Origin of the sequence: Paenibacillus sp. S28 (assembly GCF_016624415.1) — a bacterium.
GTDB lineage: Bacteria > Bacillota > Bacilli > Paenibacillales > Paenibacillaceae > Paenibacillus_AQ > Paenibacillus_AQ favisporus.
Genome location: NZ_JACVTM010000003.1, coordinates 220,228 through 243,793 on the forward strand (window position 1 = coordinate 220,228; position 23,566 = coordinate 243,793).

Sequence of the window (23,566 nt, forward strand, 5' to 3'; positions counted from 1 at the left end):
ATAATATGAAAAGAGCGCTGATTACAGGGGTTACAGGACAAGACGGTTCCTATTTGGCGGAGTTATTGTTGGCAAAAGGGTATGAAGTGTTTGGACTGCGGAGACGGACGAGCACGCCAAACTACGAAAATATTCAACACATCAAAGACCAGATTAAATGGATTTCCGGGGACTTGACGGATTTGGCTTCCTTGATTGAAGCGGTACGCTTATCCGATCCTGACGAGGTGTATAACCTCGCCGCCCAATCGTTTGTTGCCGCATCCTGGCCCCAGCCTTTGGCAACGGGACAAATGACTGCGATTTCGGTAACCAACATGTTGGAAGCCGTGCGCATTATAAAGCCGCAGGCTAAAGTCTACCAGGCTTCCAGCTCCGAGATGTTTGGAAAGGTCGTCGAAACGCCGCAAAAGGAAACAACTCCATTCTATCCGCGCAGCCCCTACGGCGTTGCGAAAGTATATGGACATTGGATCACGGTCAACTATCGCGAAAGTTTTAACATGTTTGCTTGTTCTGGAATCCTATTTAATCACGAGTCTCCGCGGCGCGGGCTTGAGTTTGTGACCAGAAAAGTAACGGACGGCGTTGCCAGAATTAAGCTCGGTCTGGAGCACGAACTGAGAATGGGGAATCTGGATTCGCTTCGGGACTGGGGATTTGCCGGGGATTATGTGAAGGCCATGTGGCTGATGCTGCAGCAAGACGAGCCGGATGACTATGTTATTTCCACAGGTGAAATGCACAGCGTTAAGGAACTTCTCGAAGTAGCTTTCTCTTACGTTGGTTTGGATTACAGAGATTACGTTGTGATTGATCCCGAATTTGTGCGTCCCGCAGAAGTGGATCTATTGCTGGGCGATTGTTCGAAGGCCAAGGAAAAGCTGGGTTGGCAACTGGAAGTAGGCTTTAAACAGTTGATTCAGATGATGGTTGATGAGGATTTGAGGAGAGTTCAGGCACAGACAAATTATAGGGAATCTGTGCTTCCTATTTAAAAATAAGTCATTATAAATAAGCGGGGCTGTTTCCAGTCCTGCTTTATTTAATTGCTTCAGAATATCTTCCTAATAGAGTGGAGCATCTTTAATGAAGCTAAAAACAAAGGTAGTCTCTTTTACTAAAAACAGTGATAGTAAAAATGTGCTCTATAGCGTCTTATCTTATGTTATTACTCCAATGATATTAGTTATATCCACTCCAATGTTGTTATCCAATTTGGGAAGCTCGAATTATGGTATCTGGGTTCTAATTAACTCACTAATCAATGTATTGGGAGTGTCTAACTTCGGATTAGGAAATGCATTCATAAAGATTGGATCGGAATACGAGGCAACAGCAAACAATGTAATGTTTAACCAGTTGTTTTCAGTATCCATAACATGTTCAGTTATTCTTGCAATAACCATTAATTTATTGACTTTCCTGTTTGGAGGTTATCTATTTCCGCTTTTTTTTGGAAGCACAGGGACCAAGGAGATCATGTCAGTTACTTTTTTAGTTGGCGGTATCGTAGGTATAAGAATTGTTAATAGTGTTGTGTCAGGTTCATACATGGCAAAACAACGCTATGATATTAATAGTAAAGTTAATATCGCATTCAATTTGATTACTTCGATAACCTTCACGGTATTGGCTCTGCTTTATAAAGATATTAGAATTCTCGTTATTTCTATGTTTATATTCACTGTACTATTTCTTATTGCCAATATTTATATAGCTAAGAAAATAAATACAAGCCTTTCTTTCAAACCTTATTTGTTTAAAAAGATTATTTTCAAAAAAATTTTTAGCTATGGAATTTATTCTTGGTTTCAACTGATTATTAGCGCCTTGAATGCCCAGGCAGATAAACTTGTTATAGGATTTTTGCTAGGCCCAGCTGTTCTTGGATATTATTCGGTTTGCATGCAACTAGTTGTAAAGATTCATGAAATACCAACTGCAGCAGCAGCGTTTCTTTTACCCAAATTTAGTTCACTCTATGAAAGTAGAAATTTAGCGAAAATTCGTGAAGTGTATTCAAAAGCTTTTTTATACAAATCTATATTCATTGTCCTATCGTTCTCTGTAGCTTATATATTCGCAAATCCAATATTATCGATTTGGATCAGCAGTGAGTTTGCAAATCAACACGTAATGTTATTTCGAGTGCTAGCTGTGTCAACTTCGATTGGAGCTTTTGGAATTATTCCTTATTATTGTTTGAATGGTACCGGATACGTAAAAATTAATACGGTAATTTCACTAACTACCTCGCTATCGGCCTTGATCTTATTATATTTTCTAATTCCGCATATGGGGGACATTGGAACTGGAGTGGCTAAATTGGTGTCTGTTCCATTGGTTGTATTCTCAATATATCTTGTTCAAAGAAAAATATATAAGCTTAATGCAGAACAAGAACCTAATGTAAAGGAATTTCATGTGAAAACTCAATGAAGCAACAATAAGAAAACTAATTTATTGAAATAATTAATTTCTTGGAGTAGAGGGAAAGATGGATAGAATTTTATTTTTTGATACAACAAGTAGTGGTCATCGATCGAGTTATGATCTTTCTCTTATTAAGGGGATTTCTAAAGAAAGAGAAGTTTTATTTGTAACGAAGGCATCTTCTCAATTACAGGCTTCATTAAATAATGAGGGTATCAAATACAAGAGTATTTTGACTAAAAGAAAACATCATTTAATTCATGATTTAGAATTGTTATTTCAAATGTTATGGATCGCAAAAAGACAGAAAGTAAAACATATTCATCTGCTTTATCTGGATAGTATTCTTGTTTTAGTTATGCTGATCATGCCAATTATTTACCTCTTTGGGTTTAGGGTAACTGGGACATTGCACTGGTATCCTAATAAGACCATTAAGAAAATACTGTTATATGGACTAATTAAGGGAAAGGTTCTAGATAAAGTTGTTGTTCATGGGGATTATACGAAGGGAAAAGTTTTAAAGTTGTTAGGCCCCAAAACAAAAAGCAACAGGATATTTTCTGTTCCTTACCCCAATCTCCATAATTCAGTTGACGTAAGGAATAAAAATATAACTACAGTATATGAGGAGATAAACATCCAGAATTTAAAGAGGCCTTTTCTTTTGGCCTTTGGCGGCTTGCGTTATGATAAAGGACTCGACTTGTTAATTGAATCATTAAAGAAGGTTAGTAATCGTAATTTTACTTTATTGATTATTGGAAAAGAGGAACATTTTGATCAACATTTTATTGAGCAACAAATTAATGGAAGCTTCTTAGAAAACAATACCATTCTAAAATTAGGATATGTACCAGATGAATACGTTTCTTATTATTTCGGAATGACGGATGCTGTTGTGTTGCCATATAGGAAAATATTCACAGGCCAAAGTGGTCCCTTAACAGAAGGAGTTGCAAAGGGAAAGTTTATTATTGGTCCAAATCAAGGTGAACTAGGGTATACGATTGATAAGTTTGATTTAGGCTACACTTTTTTAGTTGAAGATACCGATGATCTAGCAAAAACCTTACAAAAGTATATCGATGAATTTGGGAGCGGAGGACGTTTGATCAATCAAAATGGAATAAACCAATATAAATCAATGGTCTCCGAGAATTTTTTTTGGCACCAGTACCGATCTTTCTTCAGAGTAATTGAATAAATAATTTAAAATTATGGGTGAACAAAATGTTAAAACAAGGTATTGTGTCCGTAGGATCTAAGTTCCATGCTACGTTTACAGCAGAGTCGTTAGAAAGAGGTGGGATGTTAAAAACATTCTATACTGGTAAAAAGGTGAACAGTCAAACCATACCAGAACGGCACATAACTCGTATTTCATTGCCTTTAATGGTGGGTTATGCATTGCGTAAAATGCCATTGATAGGACAGTATATTCCCTATAATTTATTGTCCGATATTTTATTCGATTGTATGGTATCCATTAAGTTGAAAAAAGCGGATTTTATTATCGGCTTTAATAATTATTCCCTGATGCAAATGAAGAAACTAAAAAAACATAAATCCACCCTATTTTTAGAGCAAAGAATCGCTCATGTCTTAACGGAGATTCAGATTTATAATGATGAATTTGGAAAAGTCCCTGCCAATTTGCATCCCTTGATGGTAAAGAGAAAATTACAAGAATATGACATGGCGGACTACATACTAGTTCCTAGCGAATTTGTTTATCAATCTATGATAGATAACGGAGTTTCTGAAAAGAAACTGCTTCTAGTTCCCTATGGATATGACTCAAAGTTATTTAAGAGGGATACGCAAATTATGAAGTCAGATGAATGCTTAAGACTATTATTTGTAGGCCAAATAGGGCATAGGAAAGGCTTGAAATATTTATTAGAGGCTGTAGAAAATATAAAGCAGAAACGTCCAGAAGCACCCTTGGAGCTTGTTCTTGTCGGTGGAATCGATAATGATTTTGTTCCTTATTTAAATAAATACTCTAATTTATATAAGCATATCGATTTCGTCCCTCAAAGGAAGCTTGTTGAATTATATAATAGTTCTCATATTTTTGTTTTTCCGAGTCTATGTGAAGGAAGTGCTGTTGTAACTTATGAGGCATTGGGAAGTGGGTTGCCTCAAATTGTTACATTTAATGCTGGAAGTGTAATATCAGACAATGAAGAAGGCATCATAATTCCGCCAAGAGATACCGCTGCTCTCGAAAAAGCGATATTGCATTTGATGGATAATCCGGCAAAAATTAAACGAATGGAGCAAAACGCTATTAACAAAGCTAAAGAATTTACTTGGGAAAAGTATGGAGATAGGCTCATTAGTACCCTTCACCAAAAAATTTGATTCTAATGAGGTAAGCGATGATGATAAAAACACTTTTACTTACTAATACAATTGCTCCTTATCGAATTCCTGTACTGAATAGATTAAAAGAACATAATGACATCGAATTAAAGGTATGGTATTTGGAAGAACGTGAAAAGAATCGGCAGTGGAATATTAATCACCAAGAAATTAATTATAACTATACTTGTTTGCCTGGAATTCACACTTATATCCAGAGGTTGGATATGGGGGTGCATATTAATCCAGGCATTTTTTTTAGGCTTGTAAAGGAAAATCCGGACGTTATTATTACTTCAGGTTACGACTCTTTAGGCTACTGGTCAGCACTGTATTATAGCAAAATGTTCAGGAAGAAATTTATTGTTTGGTGGGGAAGCACTCTGGAAAGCAGCAGAGTCAATAATGGATTAGTCAATCGGGCAAGGAAACTTTTTTTTCATTCTGCGGACGCTTTTATTACGTACGGAACGGAATCAGCCAACTGCTTAAAGCATTATGGAGTCGAACAGGAAAAAATCGTGGTCGGTTACAACACGGTTGATATTCGATTTTTTAGAAACAAATACAAGGAGTATATAAATCGAGCAGATTCTGATTATAAAAAGCAGAATAAATTGAAGTTACTGTTTATAGGTCAGTTAATTGAACGAAAAGGATTAGTGCAAATCATCGATGCATTGAATTTACTTGGGGATTCCTCCTGGGAATTAAAGATTGTCGGGTCGGGTCCTGATGAACAAAAATTAGCCCAAAGGGTCAAGAACTATGGTTTACAAAGTCAGATCCATTTTGAGGGCTACAAACAAAAAGAAGAATTGACAGATTACCTTATTCAAAGCGACTGCTTATTATTTCCTTCTTTGATCGAAGTATGGGGGCTTGTTGTGAATGAGGCCTTAGCTACAAACACCTTTGTGCTTGCATCCAAGTACGCTGGTGCTACTAAGGATATTATCATCAACCAACAGAACGGTCTGATTATTGACCCATTGGATGTTAATGACCTGTTACAGGCATTCCGGTGGTTAATGGACCATCAGGGTTACGTACGCTCGCAATGGAAAATGAGTTTTCAATTATGGAGAAAATTACATCCTCATTCCTATGCCAAGGCCGTTTCTGAAGCAATCAAAACAGCAATTTCATGAGGTGTTTGAAAATGATCAATATCCTTTACATTCAACCGTATGCCAGCCATGTCGGGGGCGTTGATACAGTCCTTCTTCAACTTGTTCAGGGACTGGATAAAACCAAGTATAAACCATATGTCGTTCTTCCTGGTCACAGTCCCTATGTAGAAAAGTATGAAGCTGCTGGAGCTACTGTGTTGTTCAGTGTTCTCGCTGTTTTTGGCAAGCCGACGGATCCGATGTATTTCGCTCGTAATTTCGTTAATTTATTTCGAAGTATTCGCTCTATCCGGCAGATCGCATCAAAGTACAACATCGATTTAATTCATTCTCATAAGATGGAACTGATTGGAGGCAACATAGCCGGTAAGCTGATGGGAATACCTACTTTGCAAACCGTTCACGAGCTGCCTAGAAAACCGCTGATCGCTTATAAACTTGTTGGTTATTTGAATCATTGCTTTAATGACAAAGTCATTGTTTTATGTGACCGGAGCAAGACTATGTTCAAGTGGGGAAAGCAGCATTCTAGTAAGCTGATCAAAATTTATAACGGAATTCATGTGGAACAGTTAGCGGTTCAAAACAAGACGGTTCATCCTTTAAAAAAGGAACTTGATCTAAAAGACAAGGATAAAATTATCATCACGGTTGCTCGTTTATCGCCAATGAAAGGAATAGAGTATCTGCTTAAGGCGGCTCATCTAACAAAAAAAACAGATCCATCGCTAAAATATATTATCGTGGGAGATGTTGCTTTTGATTCCGACTTACATTACAAAGAGTCATTAATGAGCTTGGCAGATGAACTGGAACTGGATAATGTCTTCTTTCTGGGATTGCGCAGAGACATTCCTGAATTATTGTCGCAGGCGGATCTCTTTGTTTTGCCCTCCGTCTATGACATCTTCCCTACAGTAATCTTGGAAGCTATGGCTGCTTCGCTGCCTATTGTGGCTACTGATGTGGGTGGAGTCCCGGAGATGGTCACAACCGAAATAGGGAAACTGGTCCCCGCAATGAACGGAGAAGCAATTGCTGATGCGATCATGGAAATTTTCAGCAGAGAAAATAAAGATAAACTTGGAATGAACAGCAGAAAACGTTTGATGAGAAGTTTTACCAGAGAGCATTACATTAAATCTACGGTCCAAGTGTATGACACCTTGCTGCAAAATAAACCAATTTCTAATGGGAGCACGATTGTCCATGATCAGTAACCGAATTCGATTGGATCAGTATCATCAAGAAGGATATTCCAGAGGGAGAAGCGGTTGGTATGTGCTGCTTTGGTGGCTTGTTCAAGGAAGTCTTTTTCGCTTTTCTCTTCACCCGATGTATAAATGGCGAAATTTTCTGCTGCGCTTATTCGGTGCCCATATTGGTAAAGGTGTTCAAATCAGGGCTTCGGCCAAATTTACATACCCATGGAAAGTGAGCATCGGTGATTACTCATGGATTGGTGATCAGGTGGAATTTTACAGTTTGGATCGTATTGAGATTGGGGAGCATTGCGTTATATCACAGCGTTCCTATCTCTGCACAGGAACCCATGATATCCATGACCCTAAATTCGGTTTAATGACTAAGCCCGTAATCGTTAAGGATGGGGCTTGGGTAGCAAGTGACGTTTTCATTAATCCGGGAATCACTATCGGTGTTATGGCAGTAGTTGCCGCAAGAAGTACGGTTACTCGTGATGTGCCGGCAAATGAAATCCATGCGGGTACGCCTGCGCAATTTAAGAAATATAGATTTGATGAGAGTCGAGAAAAGAGACAATTGAAAGGGATTGGGCTATGAAACCTAAGATTGTTTTTGTGATTAATTATTTTTATCCGGATTATGCATCAACGGGGCAACTGTTAACCGAACTCTGTCTTCACATTCAAAAAGATTTTCACATTATTGTGATTGCGGCACAACCTGAAGATATTGCGACAGAGGGACATTCCAAAACAAGGTTTTTAGCAGATAAATTGGAGAATATTGATATTTTAAGAATCAGGCTGCCCAAACAAAATAAACGGAACAAATGGAGTAGGTTGCGTTATATGGCAGCTTATTTTTTTTATGCTAACTTTTTACTTCTGAAACAAAAAAATATTCGGATTCTTTATACAGTCTCCACACCTCCTATTCTAGGGGGGGTAATCGGCTCGATAGGAAAATTTTTTAAACACGCAAAACATATTTACAATATACAAGATTTTAACCCCGAACAAGCAGAGGCCGTTAGTTTTATGAGAAATAAATTTCTTTATCGTGCCGCGAAATGGCTGGATACCATGAATTGCAAGTATGCAGATCATATTATTACTGTAGGTCATGATATGCAGGAAACCCTAAACAAAAGATTTGCCAATAAGGAAATTACAAGGAGTACCGTTATTAACAATTGGACAGATGAGCAGGAAATCCTACCCTTAACAAAGGATCATCCCAAAGTACATGAATTCATTAAGAATAATGGATGGGAAAATAAATTCATTGTAATGTATTCAGGAAATTTAGGGCTCTATTATGACTTAGAAAACTTAATAAAAATTACGAAGGATCTATCCAGTATAGATGAAATTATATTTGTATTTATTGGTGATGGAGCAGTCAAATCAGAAATGGAGACATATGTAAAAAATAATAAGCAAGGGAATGTTTTCTTTTTACCATTTCAACCAAAGTCGGAAATTAAATATACATTAAATGCGGCCGATATTCATTTGGTTGTCAATCAAAAGGGGATTAAAGGAGTCTCTGTCCCTAGCAAAATTTACGGTGTGATGGCTGCAGGCAAACCTGTTTTAGGCGTTCTGGAAAAAGGTAGCGAAGCTTGCTTGTTGATTGAAAACAGTGGCTGTGGAGTAGTGGTTGAACCACAAAACTATTCAGATGTAACAAAGGAATTGATGAATATGTATACACTTGATAGTGATGTTTTAAAAGATAAAGGAATACGGGGAAGGAAGTATTTAGAGCAGCATTTAAGAAAAGATCAATCGTTGGATAAATATCGAAATCTTCTATTATCAATTTAAGTATCTTATAACTGCTGAAATAAAGGGAGGGTAATAGTAGTGAAAATCATTTTGCTTTCGGGAGGGTCTGGGAAAAGATTGTGGCCGTTATCCAATGATGCGAGGTCCAAACAATTTTTAAAGGTGCTTGAGAACGAGAATAACGAGCTGATTTCCATGGTTCAACGGGTTTGGGGGCAGATTACAGCTAACGGGTTAGCAGATGATAGTTACATCGCTACAAGCAAATCGCAAATCGAAATTATGTTGAGTCAAGTAGGAGACAATGTTTCTCTTATCATTGAGCCTGAGCGTAGGGATACTTTTGCTGCGGTTACATTATCCGCATCCTATTTATATTCTCAAGCATCTGTTGGGCTAGATGAAGTAGTCGCTGTTTTACCTGTAGATCCTTATGTTGAGAATCATTTTTTTGACACTATTAAAAATATGGAGTCGGTACTGTTTGACTCTAATGCAGATATCGCATTAATCGGTGTAAACCCGACTTATCCATCAACCAAGTATGGTTATATCATACCAACTGATTCAGAAAGTCAACGCCCAAATGAACCTGAATATTTACATGTTAGCAGTTTTATGGAGAAACCAACGGAGAAAGTTGCTGAATACCTGATCTCCAAAAATGCACTTTGGAACTGTGGAGTTTTTGCGTTCAAACTTGGGTACATTATAGAATTATTAAAACGTAAAGGGCTCCCTATCGAATATGGTGAACTGTCAGCTAACTACCATGATATACCAAAAACCAGCTTTGACTATGAAGTATTGGAGAAAGCAACAGATATTGTTGTTCTTCCGTACGAAGGATATTGGAAGGATCTTGGAACATGGAATACGTTAACAGAAGAAATGAAGAACAGACAGATTGGCAAAGGTATTATAAGTGATGACTGTGATAATACTCACCTTATAAACGAAATTGACATCCCAGTCTCAATCCTGGGCTTATCAAATATTGTGGTCGCTGTAAGCCCTGACGGAATCCTAGTAACAGATAAAAGTGCAAGTCCTAAAATAAAAAACTTCATTAATTTTGATCAGGGGCCAATGTATGAGGAAAGAAAGTGGGGATGGGTTCGAATATTAGATGATCAATATTATGAAGACGGCCGCTGTGTTATTACTAAGAGGGTAAGCATTCAACAAGGCAAAAACCTAAGCTATCGAATGCAAGTCGGTCGTGAAGAGGTATGGACAATTGTGAAAGGAAGAGGAGAATTCGTCCAAAACGGCAACTTTATGGATGTAAGTGCTGGTAATGTTCTACATATTCCTATGAAAACACTGCATAGTATTCGTGCTCTAACTGAACTTGAAATCATTGTAGTCCAGAGCGGAATTAAACAGGATCCTAACCAATTAATAGAGCTTTATCAAAGTTGGGGCGAAATCGCAGCGCATTGTATTAAGGTTTAAGGGAGTACTCTTGAAGACAATTTGCTACTACATTTCTGATTACGGATACGGTCATGCGACTCGAAGTATTGCGATTATAAGAGCTTTAATGGTTCAGGCTCCGCATCGTTACAGGATTATTGTCTGCTCTGGTAAAACAATCGGTTTTATACAACGTTCTTTACTTGGATCAGCTGGCCTTGGGAATATTTACTTTCGGGAATGTGCCTCAGATCTTGGTTATATACTTAAACAAGGTTCTGTTGAGCCAGATCTGGAAATGTTTAAATTTAAATATGTGGACTATATAAAGACAATGCCGTTAGAAATTCAAAGAGAAGCTGATTTTATTTTAAAGGAGAAGGTAGATCTTATTGTCACAGACATTTCTCCGGTTCCTATTGGCGCAGCAAAGTTAGCTAAAATTCAATCGATAGCTATATCTAATTTTACTTGGTATACGGCCTACATGGGGTTTATAGAGCGCGGATATCTCCAACCTTTATTCGACGTATATTCTCATATTGATTATTTTATCCACTTATCTGGATCTGCAGAGCCCCATTGGGGAAGAGGAAGTCTGATGAAATCAGGTTTTTTTTGCCGGGCTCCTGTTAAGGAAGAAACAAATCGTTTAACAAACTTATTGAAACCACACAGTCACTCAAAAATTGTATATGTAGCTCTCGGTATGAGTATCCAAGCCGATCATCTAGATAAATTCAAGATGTGGGAGGAAGATTCATGCTTATTTGTCGTTTCTAGTAACTTGAAAATTGAAGGGAAGAATATACATCATATTCCCTCTAATTATACTGAGTCACAAAATTATGTTGCAGTAGCGGATATTATCATATCGAAGCCGGGGTGGGGGACGGTAGCAGAAGGGGTTATTCTTAATAAGCCCTTAATATTACTGAACAGAGGCTTGATGAACGAAGATCAGAATACGCTTAAGGAGATTAGCTTCAGACATTCATATATGCTAGCGATGTGGGAGGAGTTACAAGAACTAGATTTAGAAACGTTGTTTAAAGCTATGAATCCCAAACCGCAGCAAGAAATAGAAAATAATATCAATATACAAAAAATTATCAGGTATATTGAGAATATTTCGAATGTATGAATGGTCTGTTTTACGAGAGGAGATTATAGGATGAGATTAGCTGTTATTGGGACGGGTTATGTAGGTTTGGTATCCGGTGTATGCTTTTCTGACCTTGGCAATGATGTAGTATGCGTTGATAAACTTGAAGATAAAGTTGAAATGCTTCTGCAGGGTATTTCTCCAATATATGAACCAGGACTAGGAGAACTCATACATAAAAACAAAGAACGGGGACGCCTAAATTTCACAACAAATCTGGCTGAAGCGGTCCAAAAATCAGAAATCATTATTATTGCAGTGGGAACACCTTCTTTACCTAACGGTCAGGCAAATTTATCTTATATTGAGGATGCTGCAAAAGAAATAGGCGAATCATTAAACAATTTTAAAATTATTGTTACTAAAAGTACAGTTCCAGTCGGAACCAACGAGAAAATAAAACAAATCATTTCTAAGTACTCACAATTTCCATTCGAGATCGCCTCAGTACCGGAATTTTTAAGAGAAGGAACCGCTGTTCAAGACACGCTCCATCCGGACAGAATAATTATAGGGGCTACAAGCGATTATACTAAAGAGAAATTAATTAAACTACACTCTCCACTATCTGAAAATATATTGGTGACTGATATTCGGAGTGCTGAGATGATCAAGTATGCTTCCAATGCTTTTCTGGCAACGAAAATATCATTCATTAATGAAATAGCTAATATTTGTGAAAAAGTAGGTGCTGACATCACTCAGGTTGCATCGGGCATGGGCTACGATAAACGTATCGGATCGTCATTTTTAAAGGCAGGGATCGGTTATGGTGGTTCATGTTTTCCTAAAGACACACAGGCATTGATACAAATTGCTGGCCAGATGGACTATGATTTTAAGTTGTTAAAATCAGTTGTAGAGGTAAATCATGAACAACGATTTAACATTATTCGTAAGCTTGAAGCTTTATTAGGAGATTTGTCGGAAAAGACTATCGCTATTTGGGGCCTTTCTTTTAAACCTGAAACTGACGATGTGAGGGACGCACCTGCTTTTGAAATTATTAATGCCCTTTTGCAAAGGGGGGCTAAAGTCAGAGCTTATGACCCAATAGCAGTGGGAAACTTTATAAAATACTATAATTTAAAGGCCGTAGAGTATTGCAGAAATGCACAAGAAACGGCTGAAAACGCAGATGCACTTTGTATTCTCACTGAATGGGATGAATTTCGGAATATAACTCCTGATTTGATTCAGTCATGGTTAAGGTACCCAAATCTTATAGATGGTCGAAACATATACATGGAAGATGAAATTAAAGAAACCCAATTAATTTATTATTCTATAGGCAGACCAAATCTAAATAAAGGCGTTAAGGAAGCAAATCCGATTTTATTGTAAGGTGTTACGATTTTCGGGATATATCTGCCTAAAAAAATTAACAAAAAGGGGAATTATGGTTAATCAATACGTGTTGAATACAAGTTCAAGTTCCTTACCTGAAGAACTACGTTTGTTGCTATTACTGGTTGGAGAAACAAGGGATTCGTCTATATCAACATTCGATATCACAAATTTAAACTGGGACTTATTCCTTGATCTTGTGAACCACCATCGGCTATACCCTCTAGTTTACGTTCAATTGAATAAACTCATAGATAGTAATATTCCAATGGAAGTGGTTAATGCTCTTCAGGTGAAATATCAACAGAATACATTTCATATGCTTCATTTATGTGTAGAAATGGAACGTGTTATAAAAAAATTAGTGGATAATGGGCTTCGTGCACTGGTACTTAAAGGGCCTGTATTATCTGAAAGCCTTTATGGAGATTTATCTCTTCGTACATCTAAAGATATAGATATTCTTATCTCTATTGATGATCTTGAACATGTTAAAAATCAATTAATAAACCTTGGCTATGTTTTTAAAAGTGATTTACCGCCTATTTTAAACGAATGGAAATGGCGGTGGCATCATATTGCATGTATTCATCCCCAAAAAGCTACACAAATTGAAATTCATTGGAGATTGAGCCATGATTCTGGGAACGAGCCAAAATTTGAAGAATTATGGAACAGAAAAAGAGTCAGCTCATTAACAAAGACGCCGGTGTTTTTTCTTGGTACAGAGGATTTATTTTTATATTTGGTGACTCACGGAGCACGCCACGGATGGTTTCGATTAAGATGGCTAGTCGATATAGATAGAATGCTCTTAAAGGGAGTAAATGAAGACAAATTAGTTTCTCTTTTAAATAAATATAAAACTAAGCAACTTGCAGGGCAGGCGTTAATTCTATCATCTGAATTATTGCGAACTCCACTAACAAATAAATTAAATCAATTGACGAATAGTGAACATGCTCGTCAAATAGCAATATCTGCATTCGCGTTTATTAAAGACAAGGTTATTTTGGAATATTCAGAACCTTCTGTAAGATACCAACTTTCTTTAAAGACGAAATCCCAGAAAATTAAGTTTCTTATCAGCAGATTTCATCCAGATTCGTTAGATATGAATTTGTTGAGATTGCCGAAAACACTTCACTTTCTTTATTTTCCTTTAAGGCCAATGCTATGGCTTATCAGGAAAATGAAAAAACAACAAAAAGCGGTAGAGTAGTACCATTTGTTTCCTAGGTATAATAATAGGTTTTAAGACCTCTACTATAATTGTATCGGAGTGATAATGTGGGGTTTTACCTTAAAATTGGATTAATGTTGCTAACTTGTTTTCTAATTAGACCATCAGCATTTGGCCAACAGTTTACAGCGATTGGAATTGCCGTATCTCTATTCACCCTTCTTTTGCATCTTCATCAGCAAAAGGGTAAGGGACTTCCCGTAAAGATTAGTTCTCAAAATTTATCAGTAATCATAATGACAAGCTTATTGTTTACCCTTTTATCTCTACATGTAGTATTGGTTAATTCAAACAATAACCTGGATTTTGTCTTAAAAGCGTTAATTGCACATATTGCAATAGTTATATCTTTTGGAATTATACTTAGTAATGAGGAATCAAATATTACTTTTTTTCGCTGGTTTATAAAAATTTTACTTTTATTTGTTTTTTCTTATTATATAACATTACTATTGTCCATCTTTATACCTCTAAATTCATTGCAACTTTTCAAACTTAATATCAAGGGATATGAAGGTACTGGAAACACATATTTTCCATTTACAATATTGTACAGCTTTATGTCTGTTGGCGAAAATGGATTTAAATTACCAAGACTTTTAGGGCTCTTTAGAGAATCTGGAATCCTGCAAATGTTTATGATATGGTCTTTGTTTAATTTGAAGAGGGTTAACATGAATAAACCGTGGGTTAAAGTAACCTTGTTTTTGGGGATATTGGCATCTTTCTCTACGGCAGGAGTTGCCGTGTTATTTATAAACCTGGTAATTAGTTTTATTCTAAATAAAAAATTAATAAGGGCAGCTATTTTCGTGATTTTTGCGTATTTAGCGATTTTTTATACACCTTTCATTGGAGTAAACGCTAAAATGGATACTCATGGGGCTTCAATTTCTGATAGATATATCGCTGTTGAAAATAGTTTGAACTCGTTAAAAGAAAATCCTCTTGGTATAGGTCTTTATAATGCTACGGGTTTCAATAATTCTGGTATTAACTTAGTTGCTGCGTCTTCGATGATTGGAATCCAAGGATTCTTACTTGCCATACTAACGTATCTAATACCGATGATCTTTGTTCAAAACAAGCGAAGTTACTTCCTTTCTGTGTCTCCATTGTTAATTACCTCCTTAACATCACAACCAATATTAGATGCACCATTAGTATATGTTATGATGATGGCTCTTCATCCAATATATGCTAAACAAGATATACAGAATAATAAAAAGAAGTTAATAAATAATTCAAATTACAACAAACTAGTGCCAAAATTATCGCTTCCTAATCCAGAGATAAGGATAAAGGAAAATTCTTAGAAAATGGAATATTCAAGCAACTGATAGGCTGGATCAATTCCAACTTATTTTCAGAGATAATTACTATGAACTGAGGTGAACAGTGGTTGAAAAAGGGAAGTCCCACTATATTAATTACCGGAGGGGCTGGCTTCGTAGGGAGTAATTTTCTTCAGCTTATGCTTTCCAAATATCCTTCATATATGTTTGTAAACTTGGATAAGCTGACATATTCAGCTAATTTAAAGAATCTACAAAATTTTCTGAATTATAAAAACTATACTTTTATCCAGGGGGATATTTGCGATCGAACTTTGGTTCATTCTATTGTGGAAGACTACAATATCGATATCATTATCAATTTCGCAGCAGAATCTCATGTTGATCGCAGCATTATAGATCCATTAACTTTTGTTTCAACGAATATCAATGGTACACAATCTTTATTAGACGCGGCTGTCAGGAACGATATTAAATTGTTTTTGCAAATCTCAACCGATGAAGTATATGGTTCACTAGATGATACTGGGTATTTTACTGAAAAGTCAGAGATTGCTCCCAATAATCCATATTCCGCTAGTAAGGCGAGTGCAGATATGTTAATTCGTGCTTACAGCAATACATATGGTCTTCCTTTTAATATTGTAAGGTTCGGAAACACCTATGGTCCATCACAGCATCCGGAGAAACTTATACCATTGGTGATAATGAATGCATATCATAACAGAAGCATTCCTATACATGGGGAAGGCCGGAGTATTCGAGACTGGGTCTTCGTTAAAGATAACAATGCGGCTATTGACATGGTCCTACACTATGGCCATCGTGGAGAGGTATATAACATCGGTTCAAGGCAAGAAAAAAGAACAATTGATGTTGTGCGTTTGATATTGGAGATTCTAGGCAGGCCTGAACATCTCATTGAATTTGTTGCAGACAGACCGGGGCAAGATTACCGATATGCTAACAATCCAGCTAAAATTATGAATGAACTGGGGTGGAAACCTCAGTTTATTTTTTTGGAGGGATTGCAGCAAACAATCAACTGGTACTTAGAACATATAGACTGGTGGACTCCTTCTATGAATCAAGCCAAGATCCTTTGAACAACGGTTGAACGATGATAGACCTATCGTATCATTCTTTTCCCCTTAGAGACTTCAAAACTCCTCGAAATTCATTTTAGAACAAAAATGTATACAATTTGACACGATAATTTGATAATATTGATACAAAATGTAACTTAAATCGAGTTAAGGAGGGTCTTTCTATGAACACAGAGCTCATTGCAGCCAACATCATCTCCCAATCCCCCGGCTATCTCGTCAGTGACATGGATGGGGAGAAAGTCATGCTGAGTATCGAGACCGGAAAGTATTACAACCTGGGGCAGATCGGCGGGCGGATCTGGGAGCTGATTGCTGCACCGACCAGCCTGACGGATCTGGTGGGCCAATTGGTCGAAGAGTATGATATCGGGCCGGAAGCCTGCGAGCAGCAGGTGCATCCGTTTCTGAACAAGCTTGCGGCCGAAGGCCTGATCCAGGTGAGAAGCGGGCATGAGCTGGATTAGGCAGCTGCGCGCTTTTGTCCGTTTTCCATGGGCCCAGAAGATGATGTATGCCGAAGCCTACGTGCTCCTGGCATGGGGAAGAGTGCTGAAGGCACTCCCGTTCGCCAAAGTCGCGCCTTCCCTGGGGGGCTATATGAAGGAGACTCCGGAGGAGGAGCTTAGCCGACAGGAACTGATGACCATCCGCCAAGTCTCCAAAGCCGTTCACGGGATTAGCCGGTACACGTGGTGGGAGAGCCAATGTCTGGTCAAGGCGATCGCCGCCATGAAAATGCTGGAGCGCCGCGGCCTGTCGAGCACGCTGTATTTGGGAAGCGGCAGGGACGAGCAGGGGCGGCTGGCGGCTCACGCCTGGCTGCGCTGCGGGTCGTACATCGTGACGGGAAGGGAAGGACACGAGAAGTATACGGTTGTGGGCATTTTCGGAAACGGGGCGGCAGCGGACCGAGAGGCCGGGCTCATGACGCGGCAATCCGGATAAGGAGCTACGTACAATGAAGGATTTATTCTACTATATTCGCAAAATCCAGCGGGTCGCCGGAGGCAAACTGTACCTGAACATGTCCATGACCCTTCTCATCAGCCTATTGGACGGCATCGGCATGTATTTGATCGTCCCGCTGCTGGGCATGATCGGCCTGCTGCAAATGGATTCGGGGAGCTTGCCGTTTTTGGCCCCGCTTACCGGGCTGATCCATTCCTGGTCCCTGCAGCTAAGCCTGCCGCTGGTCCTGGCGGCCTATGTCCTCATCTTGGGTGGACAAGCGCTACTGCAGCGAAGCCAGACCCTCCTGAACGCAAGGATTATTCAATCCTTTATCCGGACGCTGCGGACCGAGACGTATGAAGGGCTGCTGCGGGCCAAGTGGGAGTTTTACCTGCGCAAACGCCGATCGGATTTCAACCACGTGATGTCCAACGAGCTGGGGCGGGTCAATTACGGCACGACATTATTTTTGCAGATGGTGACGTCGCTGATCTTTACCGTGCTTCAGATTGCCCTGGCCCTGTGGCTGTCGCCGGCATTGACTGTGATGGTGCTGGTCAGCGGGGGTGTGCTTGCTCTGTTCGCACGGAGGTTCGTGCGCAGGTCCAAGAGGATCGGCGAGGAGACCACCGAGCTGTCCAAGCATTATTTTGCAGGAATCAGCGACCATTTCGGCGGCATTAAGGATATCAAAAGCAACCGGCTGGAGGCGTCCCACATCCATTGGTTCCGTAAGCTGACCGATCAAATGGAGCATAACTTCCTCGAGTTCGGCCGGGTGAACTCCATGTCGCAGGTTATTTACCGCCTGTCCTCCGTCGTGCTGATCGCGGCATTTATGTACGTGGCGATATCGGTACTGCATACTCCCCCGGAGCAGCTGATTATGGTTGTGCTCATTTTTACCCGGCTGTGGCCGAGGTTTATCGGCATTCAGTCGAATATGGAGCAGCTCAGCTCGAATCTGCCGGCGTTTCATGACATGCGAAAGCTGCAGCAGGAATACGAAGCCGAGCAGGAGCTGATCAGCCCGGAAGAAGTAGGGGCTTCGAAGCTTGCCTTGGTAGACGGAATCAGCTGCACCCATGTCAGCTACCGGTACAACCCCAAGGAGCCGCAATACGCGCTGCGCGATATCAATGTCCATATTCCGGCTAACCGCATGACCGCTATCGTCGGGAAATCCGGCGCAGGGAAAAGCACCCTGGTCGACCTGCTGATGGGGCTGATCCATCCCGAAGAGGGAGAAGTGCGGGCGGACGGAGTTTCGCTCCAGCGTGAACGCCAGCTGCTGGCGCTGCGCGGCTCGATCGGATACGTAGCGCAGGATCCTTTCCTGTTCAACGAGAGCATCCGCTACAATTTGCAGCTGGTGGACCCCAATGCGCAGGATGACGATCTATGGCAGGCGCTGGAGTTCTCGGCCTCGGCCGAGTTCGTCCGCAAGCTGCCGCAAGGATTGGACACGGTCATCGGGGACCGGGGCGTTCGCTTGTCGGGCGGAGAGCGCCAGCGGCTGGTGCTGGCCCGCGCGATTTTGAAGCGGCCGAGCATCCTTGTCCTGGACGAAGCGACCAGCGCGCTCGACAGTGAAAATGAGCTTCTGATCCAGCAGGCGCTGGAACGCCTCAAAGGAAGCATGACGATGATCGTGATCGCCCACCGGCTGTCCACCATCCGGAACGCGGACCATGTGATCGTGATGGAGCAGGGCGAGGTGATTCAGCAGGGCGGTTATTTGCAGCTCTCTCAGGAGAGCAAAGGTTCCTTCAGCAAACTGCTGAGCTACCAGAGCGGGGCTCAAATGCAGGTATGATTCGGATGAAAAGCAGCCCCCGGGAGGCGTTCGCGCTTCTGCGGGGGCTGCTGTTTTATTTCATGTGAGATGGTTTCGAACGGAACCGCATGCATACTCCTTTTTCTCATGAACCGTATATGGGTACGATTTTATCGATATTATCCTTGTTTATGCTCGCTGCTTAACAGGTCATACAACAGATTCGATAAAGGTGCGGGGGCCCCGGCCCGCTGTGACGCTTGTTTAAAAATGCCCACGTCCTTTAACGGAATATGGCTTTGGGTAAAGAGATGATCCATGTTCTCGGCAGCCATCTGGCCGTAACGCTTATAAATCGGGGCGTTAAACAGCGTTTGGGTCAGCATATCCATCACGGGCTTGGGATCGCCACCGCTCTTTTCGACCATCGAGAGAGCTTCCCGAATGGTGTACACGGCGGAAGTAATCATGAAGTTTCCAACCAGTTTCACTTGATTCGCTGCCCCGGCTTTTTCACCAAAATCGAAAATATTCAGCCCTCCCATAGCCTCCAAAACCGGGCGGACGCGGTCTTTAGCCTGCTGAGGTCCAGCCATGGGGATGGAGAGCTGACGTGCTGCTGCAGCCTCCGGGACTCCAAAAATAGGGGCTTCGACCAGGGTGCTGCCATGCTCTGCGTGAACAGCTGCAAGCTTTTTGGATGTATCCGGCGATATCGTGCTCATCGAGATATGAATTCCCCCTTTACCAAGCTTCTCTAAAAAGCTATCGCTCATGACGATGCTCTCCACGGACGCATCATCCCACAAAATGGTGACGACGATTCCCCCAGCGGCAACGGCCTCGTCGGGTCTGGATGCCAGCCGGGCGCCTTGGGCAATCAAAGGTTCGGCTTTGCTGGCCGTCCTGTTATGCACCACCAAAGGATACCCTGCATCGAGGAGATTGTTAGCCAGCGGCAGACCTAGGCTGCCAAGTCCGATAAATCCGATCGTCTCGTTCATCATGTTTATCCTCCTTGAAATGCGAATGTTATAAACATTACGTTAACGTCATGTTTGTGGTAAAAAAAATTAATGCTGCTCTGCGTCCTTGAGCCATTGCTCAAAGCGGTCGATATGGGTCAGCAAATCGGTCCGGAACTGTTGTAACCCCTCGATCTTCTGATCCGTCTCTGCGAGGTGCTGCTTCAAAATGCCGAGCACTTTCTGTTTAGGTTGTACACCACTGGGGTCCATGAAATACAGATCGATCACGTCCCGTATTTCCTCCAAGCTGAGCCCAAGCTTCTTTAATTGGTCGATTTTGCGCAGCCGGGCAACGGTCTCATCTGTATAGTAATGCTGCCCATTGCCTTCACGCTCGCCTGGAGGGATCAGCCCCATTTTTTCGTAATATCGAACCGTTCGCTGAGTAACCCCCGCACGTTCCGATAAATCCCCTATGCGCATGCGATCCTTCATATCTTGCCCTCCAAACATGACGTTAACGTCGTGTTTATAAAATATCATCTTAATCCGGCTTTGTAAAGCGCGTACGCATATTTTGCCGGCTGCATTCTGTGCGGTGTTGAGCAAAATGATTGCAAAACAAACGCAAAATAGGTCACAGGTTGCCTTTAACCGGCCCATGAGGCATCAAAGCTTATTCGTTCAACCTTTTATTAAAAGGAACAGGTTCCGCTTTGGACAACACAGCCCCCGCATTATACAATGAAGAAAACATCTTTCGAAATAACCTGACAGAAGACAGACCGCGTTTGGCGGGTTGGTTTTCTTGGGAAGTCAGTATACAGGCGTCCATTTTGATGCTTACTGATTTCGTTAGGAGAAAAGATACAGGCGAGGGGAGAGTGCAGGATGAATTCCATGCAAACGGATCCGTTTATACGAAATAATCGGGAGGCCGAGATCGCGTCCAGGTCCGAGCGGCTTGCGGCGGTATTTGCGGAGAGGGCTGCGGAACATGATCGGGAAGGATCGTTCCCGTTTGAAAATTTTGCTGACCTGAAGGAGTCGGGTTATTTAAAGCTGACGGTGCCGGCGGAGTTTGGCGGTGAGGAAGCGTCGTTGTACGAAATGATCCTTGCCCAGGAACGGTTGGGAAAAGGGGACGGCTCGACGACGCTCGCGGTCGGCTGGCATGTGAGCCAGGTACTGCAGATGCGCATCGGCCAGTCGTGGCCGCGCGAGCTGTATGCCGACTTCTGCAGGCAAATCGTCCATGATGGGGCGATGATCAACCAGTTTGCCAGCGAACCGTCGACCGGCAGTCCGAGCCGGGGCGGCCGTCCGGGAACGAAAGCGGAGCGTACGGAAGGGGGCTGGCTGCTGACTGGTCGCAAAACGTTCAGCTCGCTCATTCCGGTGCTGGATCAGTTTACGGTCACTGCATTTGTGGAGGAAGAAGACAAGACCGGAACGTTTTTGGTGCGGAAGGGTCCAGGTGTCAGCATTGACGAAACGTGGAATACGATGGGCATGCGGGCGACCGGCAGCCACGACCTGGTGATGGAAGAGGTGTTCGTGCCGGACGGGGAACGGATCGATAGTGAGGATCCTTTAGGAGGACAGCCGGCAGGTAAGATGTCCGATCACGGAGGGGCGCTGCTGCATATCCCGGCATGTTATATCGGCATCGCCTGGGCTGCCCGGGATTTTGCGGTGCGTTACGCCGCCAATTACCGGCCAAACAGCCTGCCGGGGCCCATTGCCGACCTGCCGCATATTCAGCAGAAGATCGGGGAGATGGAGTCCGAGCTGATCACCGCCCGCACGCTCATGTACAGTGTGGCGGACCGCTGGGACCGCCACCCGGAGCTGCGGCCGGGCATGAGGCCCGATCTCGGGCTCGTGAAGACGACGGCGACCCATGCGGCCCTGCGCATCGTCGATCTGGCGATGCGGATTGTGGGCGGGGCCAGCCTGTCGCGCCAGCTTCCGCTGGAGCGGATGTACCGCGACGTGCGGGCGGGTCTGCACAACCCGCCGATGGACGATACGGTCACATCGATGCTCGCCCGCCGGGCGATCGCGGACGTATCCGGGGCCGGAGAAGGGAGTACCGGAACCAACCGGTAAGATCGACTCGTAGGCTCATGCTCGTAGAATCGGCTCGTAGGCTCGTGCTCGTAGAATCGCAGGACTTCGAAACAGCAGAAAAGGCAGTCGGAATGATTCCGGCTGCCTTTTTCTTTTTTTGCGAGATTGAACTTCTACCCTCTAATGAACGGCAACGGCAATGGGTGCTCTCCTCGATTTGAGGGGGCACCGGGTGATACGGAGCCGTTTCCGCAATATACGTCTATGTCTCAAGCAAGATCTCTCCGGTACGGGACAGATCATACCCTGCGATGCTCTGCAGCTCGCGGCGAAACTCCTCCGAACGCAAAATGCCCATCAGCGACTCGATCCAAGGCATATTTTCCGCCGATTTGAGCACAACCAGGTCGTAGCGTTCCTCGATCAGCGGGATAAAATCAACGCCGCCTACGATTGCTGCCGCCTTTTCGATGCCAACCCCGACATCAGCCTCCCCGGCGGCTACCGTGCCGGCGACCGCAATATGATTGGTCTGCTCCTCGCCGTAGCCCTGCAGCTGATCCCGCCGGATCCCGTGCAGCCGCAGCTGTTCATCCAGCAGAACGCGGGCACCCGACCCTTTTTCGCGGTTGACGAGCCTAAGCCCCGTGCGGGACAGATCGGCCCAGTCTTTTAGCCCAAGGGGATTCCCTTTTTGGACATAGAGTCCCGCCTTTCGGGATAGCAGGTTGACGACCAGATATGGAAAGCCGACCAAAATCCGCTTAATGTACGGCAAATTGTATTCGCCGGTATCGCCGTCGAGCAGATGGGTGCTCACGATGTCGGACTCTCCACGGTACATCGCAATCAGGCTGTCCAGACTCCCGACATATGCGCGGAGCGGACGGATGCCGGGCGTATGCTTTTCCATATGCTTAACGAGAATGTCAAGGCTGATATCCTGCCCCGTAATGACTACCGAACGGGTTCCGCCGGTACCGACAGCTGCGGGTTGAAAGGAAACCGGTTCCGCCGGAGCCGGGCGGTGTTCGGCCGCCTGCAGTCCTTTGGCCCTTTGCTTGTAGGCTTCCAAATCCGCGGCATCGACGCGCATTTGCTTGCCCACCCGATACGAAGGCAGCTCGCCTTTTTTGATCAGGTCGTAGACGGTGAGCTTGGATATTTTCAGGAGCTTGGCAATTTCCTCGGTCGTATACGAAATGTCGCTGGACATGAGCTTCCTCCTTGTACGTTGTATGTTTCGCTGAACGTTTCGTTATATGTTATCTTTTCTTGTAATGG

General features: G+C 42.4%; 21 protein-coding genes. 18 read left to right on the forward strand and 3 right to left on the reverse strand.

What is annotated here, in order from left to right:
- Window positions 1-5: 5 nt before the first annotated feature.
- The 17 genes from gmd to IAE55_RS09700 all read left to right on the forward strand — a co-directional run bounded on the left by gmd (window position 6) and on the right by IAE55_RS09700 (window position 19,280).
- Window positions 6-998 (forward strand): GDP-mannose 4,6-dehydratase, encoded by a 993-nt coding sequence (gene gmd / locus IAE55_RS09620; protein WP_200631859.1) that lies wholly within the window; start codon window positions 6-8, stop codon window positions 996-998.
- 91 nt (window positions 999-1,089) lie between these two features.
- Complete coding sequence (locus tag IAE55_RS09625; RefSeq protein ID WP_200631864.1) at window positions 1,090-2,442, forward strand: lipopolysaccharide biosynthesis protein; 1,353 nt, start codon at window positions 1,090-1,092, stop codon at window positions 2,440-2,442.
- 58 nt (window positions 2,443-2,500) lie between these two features.
- The gene (locus tag IAE55_RS09630) at window positions 2,501-3,643 is read left to right on the forward strand and encodes a glycosyltransferase (protein ID WP_200631865.1); all 1,143 of its coding nucleotides are present in this window, start codon (window positions 2,501-2,503) and stop codon (window positions 3,641-3,643) included.
- Window positions 3,644-3,669: 26 nt separating this feature from the next.
- Window positions 3,670-4,806, forward strand: a complete 1,137-nt coding sequence (locus IAE55_RS09635; protein WP_200631866.1) for a glycosyltransferase family 4 protein — start codon at window positions 3,670-3,672, stop codon at window positions 4,804-4,806.
- 17 nt (window positions 4,807-4,823) lie between these two features.
- A complete protein-coding gene (locus IAE55_RS09640) occupies window positions 4,824-5,957 on the forward strand; it encodes a glycosyltransferase family 4 protein (RefSeq protein WP_200631867.1) in 1,134 nt (377 codons plus the stop codon).
- Between the two features lie 11 nt (window positions 5,958-5,968).
- Entirely contained in the window at window positions 5,969-7,159 is a 1,191-nt protein-coding gene (locus IAE55_RS09645; protein ID WP_200631869.1) for a glycosyltransferase, read from the forward strand.
- Entirely contained in the window at window positions 7,149-7,742 is a 594-nt protein-coding gene (locus IAE55_RS09650; RefSeq protein ID WP_105441687.1) for a WcaF family extracellular polysaccharide biosynthesis acetyltransferase, read from the forward strand. The genes IAE55_RS09645 and IAE55_RS09650 overlap by 11 nt, the downstream gene beginning before the upstream one ends.
- The gene (locus tag IAE55_RS09655) at window positions 7,739-8,974 is read left to right on the forward strand and encodes a glycosyltransferase family 4 protein (RefSeq protein WP_200631871.1); all 1,236 of its coding nucleotides are present in this window, start codon (window positions 7,739-7,741) and stop codon (window positions 8,972-8,974) included. The genes IAE55_RS09650 and IAE55_RS09655 overlap by 4 nt, the downstream gene beginning before the upstream one ends.
- A gap of 39 nt (window positions 8,975-9,013) precedes the next feature.
- Window positions 9,014-10,393, forward strand: coding sequence for a sugar phosphate nucleotidyltransferase (locus tag IAE55_RS09660; protein ID WP_200631874.1), 1,380 nt, complete (start codon window positions 9,014-9,016; stop codon window positions 10,391-10,393).
- 10 nt (window positions 10,394-10,403) lie between these two features.
- The gene (locus IAE55_RS09665; RefSeq protein ID WP_200631876.1) at window positions 10,404-11,498 is read left to right on the forward strand and encodes a glycosyltransferase; all 1,095 of its coding nucleotides are present in this window, start codon (window positions 10,404-10,406) and stop codon (window positions 11,496-11,498) included.
- Between the two features lie 30 nt (window positions 11,499-11,528).
- Entirely contained in the window at window positions 11,529-12,863 is a 1,335-nt protein-coding gene (locus IAE55_RS09670; protein WP_200631878.1) for a UDP-glucose dehydrogenase family protein, read from the forward strand.
- Window positions 12,864-12,918: 55 nt separating this feature from the next.
- A complete protein-coding gene (locus IAE55_RS09675) occupies window positions 12,919-14,088 on the forward strand; it encodes a nucleotidyltransferase domain-containing protein (RefSeq protein WP_200631880.1) in 1,170 nt (389 codons plus the stop codon).
- Window positions 14,089-14,156: 68 nt separating this feature from the next.
- Window positions 14,157-15,425: a hypothetical protein gene (locus tag IAE55_RS09680; RefSeq protein WP_145947073.1), complete on the forward strand. Its 1,269-nt coding sequence runs from the start codon at window positions 14,157-14,159 to the stop codon at window positions 15,423-15,425.
- Window positions 15,426-15,511: 86 nt separating this feature from the next.
- A complete protein-coding gene (gene rfbB / locus IAE55_RS09685) occupies window positions 15,512-16,510 on the forward strand; it encodes a dTDP-glucose 4,6-dehydratase (protein WP_234489418.1) in 999 nt (332 codons plus the stop codon).
- A gap of 164 nt (window positions 16,511-16,674) precedes the next feature.
- Window positions 16,675-16,977, forward strand: a complete 303-nt coding sequence (locus IAE55_RS09690; RefSeq protein ID WP_200631882.1) for a lasso peptide biosynthesis PqqD family chaperone — start codon at window positions 16,675-16,677, stop codon at window positions 16,975-16,977.
- Complete coding sequence (locus tag IAE55_RS09695) at window positions 16,964-17,458, forward strand: lasso peptide biosynthesis B2 protein (protein WP_200631884.1); 495 nt, start codon at window positions 16,964-16,966, stop codon at window positions 17,456-17,458. The genes IAE55_RS09690 and IAE55_RS09695 overlap by 14 nt, the downstream gene beginning before the upstream one ends.
- 13 nt (window positions 17,459-17,471) lie before the next feature.
- Entirely contained in the window at window positions 17,472-19,280 is a 1,809-nt protein-coding gene (locus IAE55_RS09700; protein ID WP_200631886.1) for an ABC transporter ATP-binding protein, read from the forward strand.
- Between the two features lie 140 nt (window positions 19,281-19,420).
- On the opposite strand, the gene IAE55_RS09705 is transcribed toward IAE55_RS09700, so the two are convergent.
- Together IAE55_RS09705 and IAE55_RS09710 are read right to left on the reverse strand one after the other, a co-directional pair.
- A complete protein-coding gene (locus tag IAE55_RS09705; protein WP_234489419.1) occupies window positions 19,421-20,248 on the reverse strand; it encodes an NAD(P)-dependent oxidoreductase in 828 nt (275 codons plus the stop codon).
- 66 nt (window positions 20,249-20,314) lie between these two features.
- Entirely contained in the window at window positions 20,315-20,704 is a 390-nt protein-coding gene (locus IAE55_RS09710; RefSeq protein WP_076170364.1) for a MerR family transcriptional regulator, read from the reverse strand.
- 396 nt (window positions 20,705-21,100) lie between these two features.
- On the opposite strand from IAE55_RS09710, the gene IAE55_RS09715 reads away from it, so the two are divergent.
- Entirely contained in the window at window positions 21,101-22,321 is a 1,221-nt protein-coding gene (locus IAE55_RS09715; RefSeq protein WP_105441678.1) for an acyl-CoA dehydrogenase family protein, read from the forward strand.
- Between the two features lie 223 nt (window positions 22,322-22,544).
- Here the strand turns inward: IAE55_RS09715 and IAE55_RS09720 are convergent, their stop codons facing one another.
- On the reverse strand, window positions 22,545-23,498 hold the full coding sequence (locus tag IAE55_RS09720; RefSeq protein WP_200631888.1) for a helix-turn-helix transcriptional regulator: 954 nt from the start codon (window positions 23,496-23,498) through the stop codon (window positions 22,545-22,547).
- Window positions 23,499-23,566 lie beyond the last annotated feature (68 nt).

What these genes read in the sequence shown, in the direction of transcription:
- gmd (WP_200631859.1), top strand. Translation starts at nt 6, where the DNA reads ATGAAAAGAGCGCTGATTACAGGGGTTACAGGACAAGACGGTTCCTAT.
- IAE55_RS09625 (WP_200631864.1), top strand. Translation starts at nt 1,090, where the DNA reads ATGAAGCTAAAAACAAAGGTAGTCTCTTTTACTAAAAACAGTGATAGT.
- IAE55_RS09630 (WP_200631865.1), top strand. Translation starts at nt 2,501, where the DNA reads ATGGATAGAATTTTATTTTTTGATACAACAAGTAGTGGTCATCGATCG.
- IAE55_RS09635 (WP_200631866.1), top strand. Translation starts at nt 3,670, where the DNA reads ATGTTAAAACAAGGTATTGTGTCCGTAGGATCTAAGTTCCATGCTACG.
- IAE55_RS09640 (WP_200631867.1), top strand. Translation starts at nt 4,824, where the DNA reads ATGATGATAAAAACACTTTTACTTACTAATACAATTGCTCCTTATCGA.
- IAE55_RS09645 (WP_200631869.1), top strand. Translation starts at nt 5,969, where the DNA reads ATGATCAATATCCTTTACATTCAACCGTATGCCAGCCATGTCGGGGGC.
- IAE55_RS09650 (WP_105441687.1), top strand. Translation starts at nt 7,149, where the DNA reads ATGATCAGTAACCGAATTCGATTGGATCAGTATCATCAAGAAGGATAT.
- IAE55_RS09655 (WP_200631871.1), top strand. Translation starts at nt 7,739, where the DNA reads ATGAAACCTAAGATTGTTTTTGTGATTAATTATTTTTATCCGGATTAT.
- IAE55_RS09670 (WP_200631878.1), top strand. Translation starts at nt 11,529, where the DNA reads ATGAGATTAGCTGTTATTGGGACGGGTTATGTAGGTTTGGTATCCGGT.
- IAE55_RS09675 (WP_200631880.1), top strand. Translation starts at nt 12,919, where the DNA reads ATGGTTAATCAATACGTGTTGAATACAAGTTCAAGTTCCTTACCTGAA.
- IAE55_RS09690 (WP_200631882.1), top strand. Translation starts at nt 16,675, where the DNA reads ATGAACACAGAGCTCATTGCAGCCAACATCATCTCCCAATCCCCCGGC.
- IAE55_RS09695 (WP_200631884.1), top strand. Translation starts at nt 16,964, where the DNA reads ATGAGCTGGATTAGGCAGCTGCGCGCTTTTGTCCGTTTTCCATGGGCC.
- IAE55_RS09700 (WP_200631886.1), top strand. Translation starts at nt 17,472, where the DNA reads ATGAAGGATTTATTCTACTATATTCGCAAAATCCAGCGGGTCGCCGGA.
- IAE55_RS09705 (WP_234489419.1), bottom strand. Translation starts at nt 20,248, where the DNA reads ATGATGAACGAGACGATCGGATTTATCGGACTTGGCAGCCTAGGTCTG.
- IAE55_RS09710 (WP_076170364.1), bottom strand. Translation starts at nt 20,704, where the DNA reads ATGAAGGATCGCATGCGCATAGGGGATTTATCGGAACGTGCGGGGGTT.
- IAE55_RS09715 (WP_105441678.1), top strand. Translation starts at nt 21,101, where the DNA reads ATGAATTCCATGCAAACGGATCCGTTTATACGAAATAATCGGGAGGCC.
- IAE55_RS09720 (WP_200631888.1), bottom strand. Translation starts at nt 23,498, where the DNA reads ATGTCCAGCGACATTTCGTATACGACCGAGGAAATTGCCAAGCTCCTG.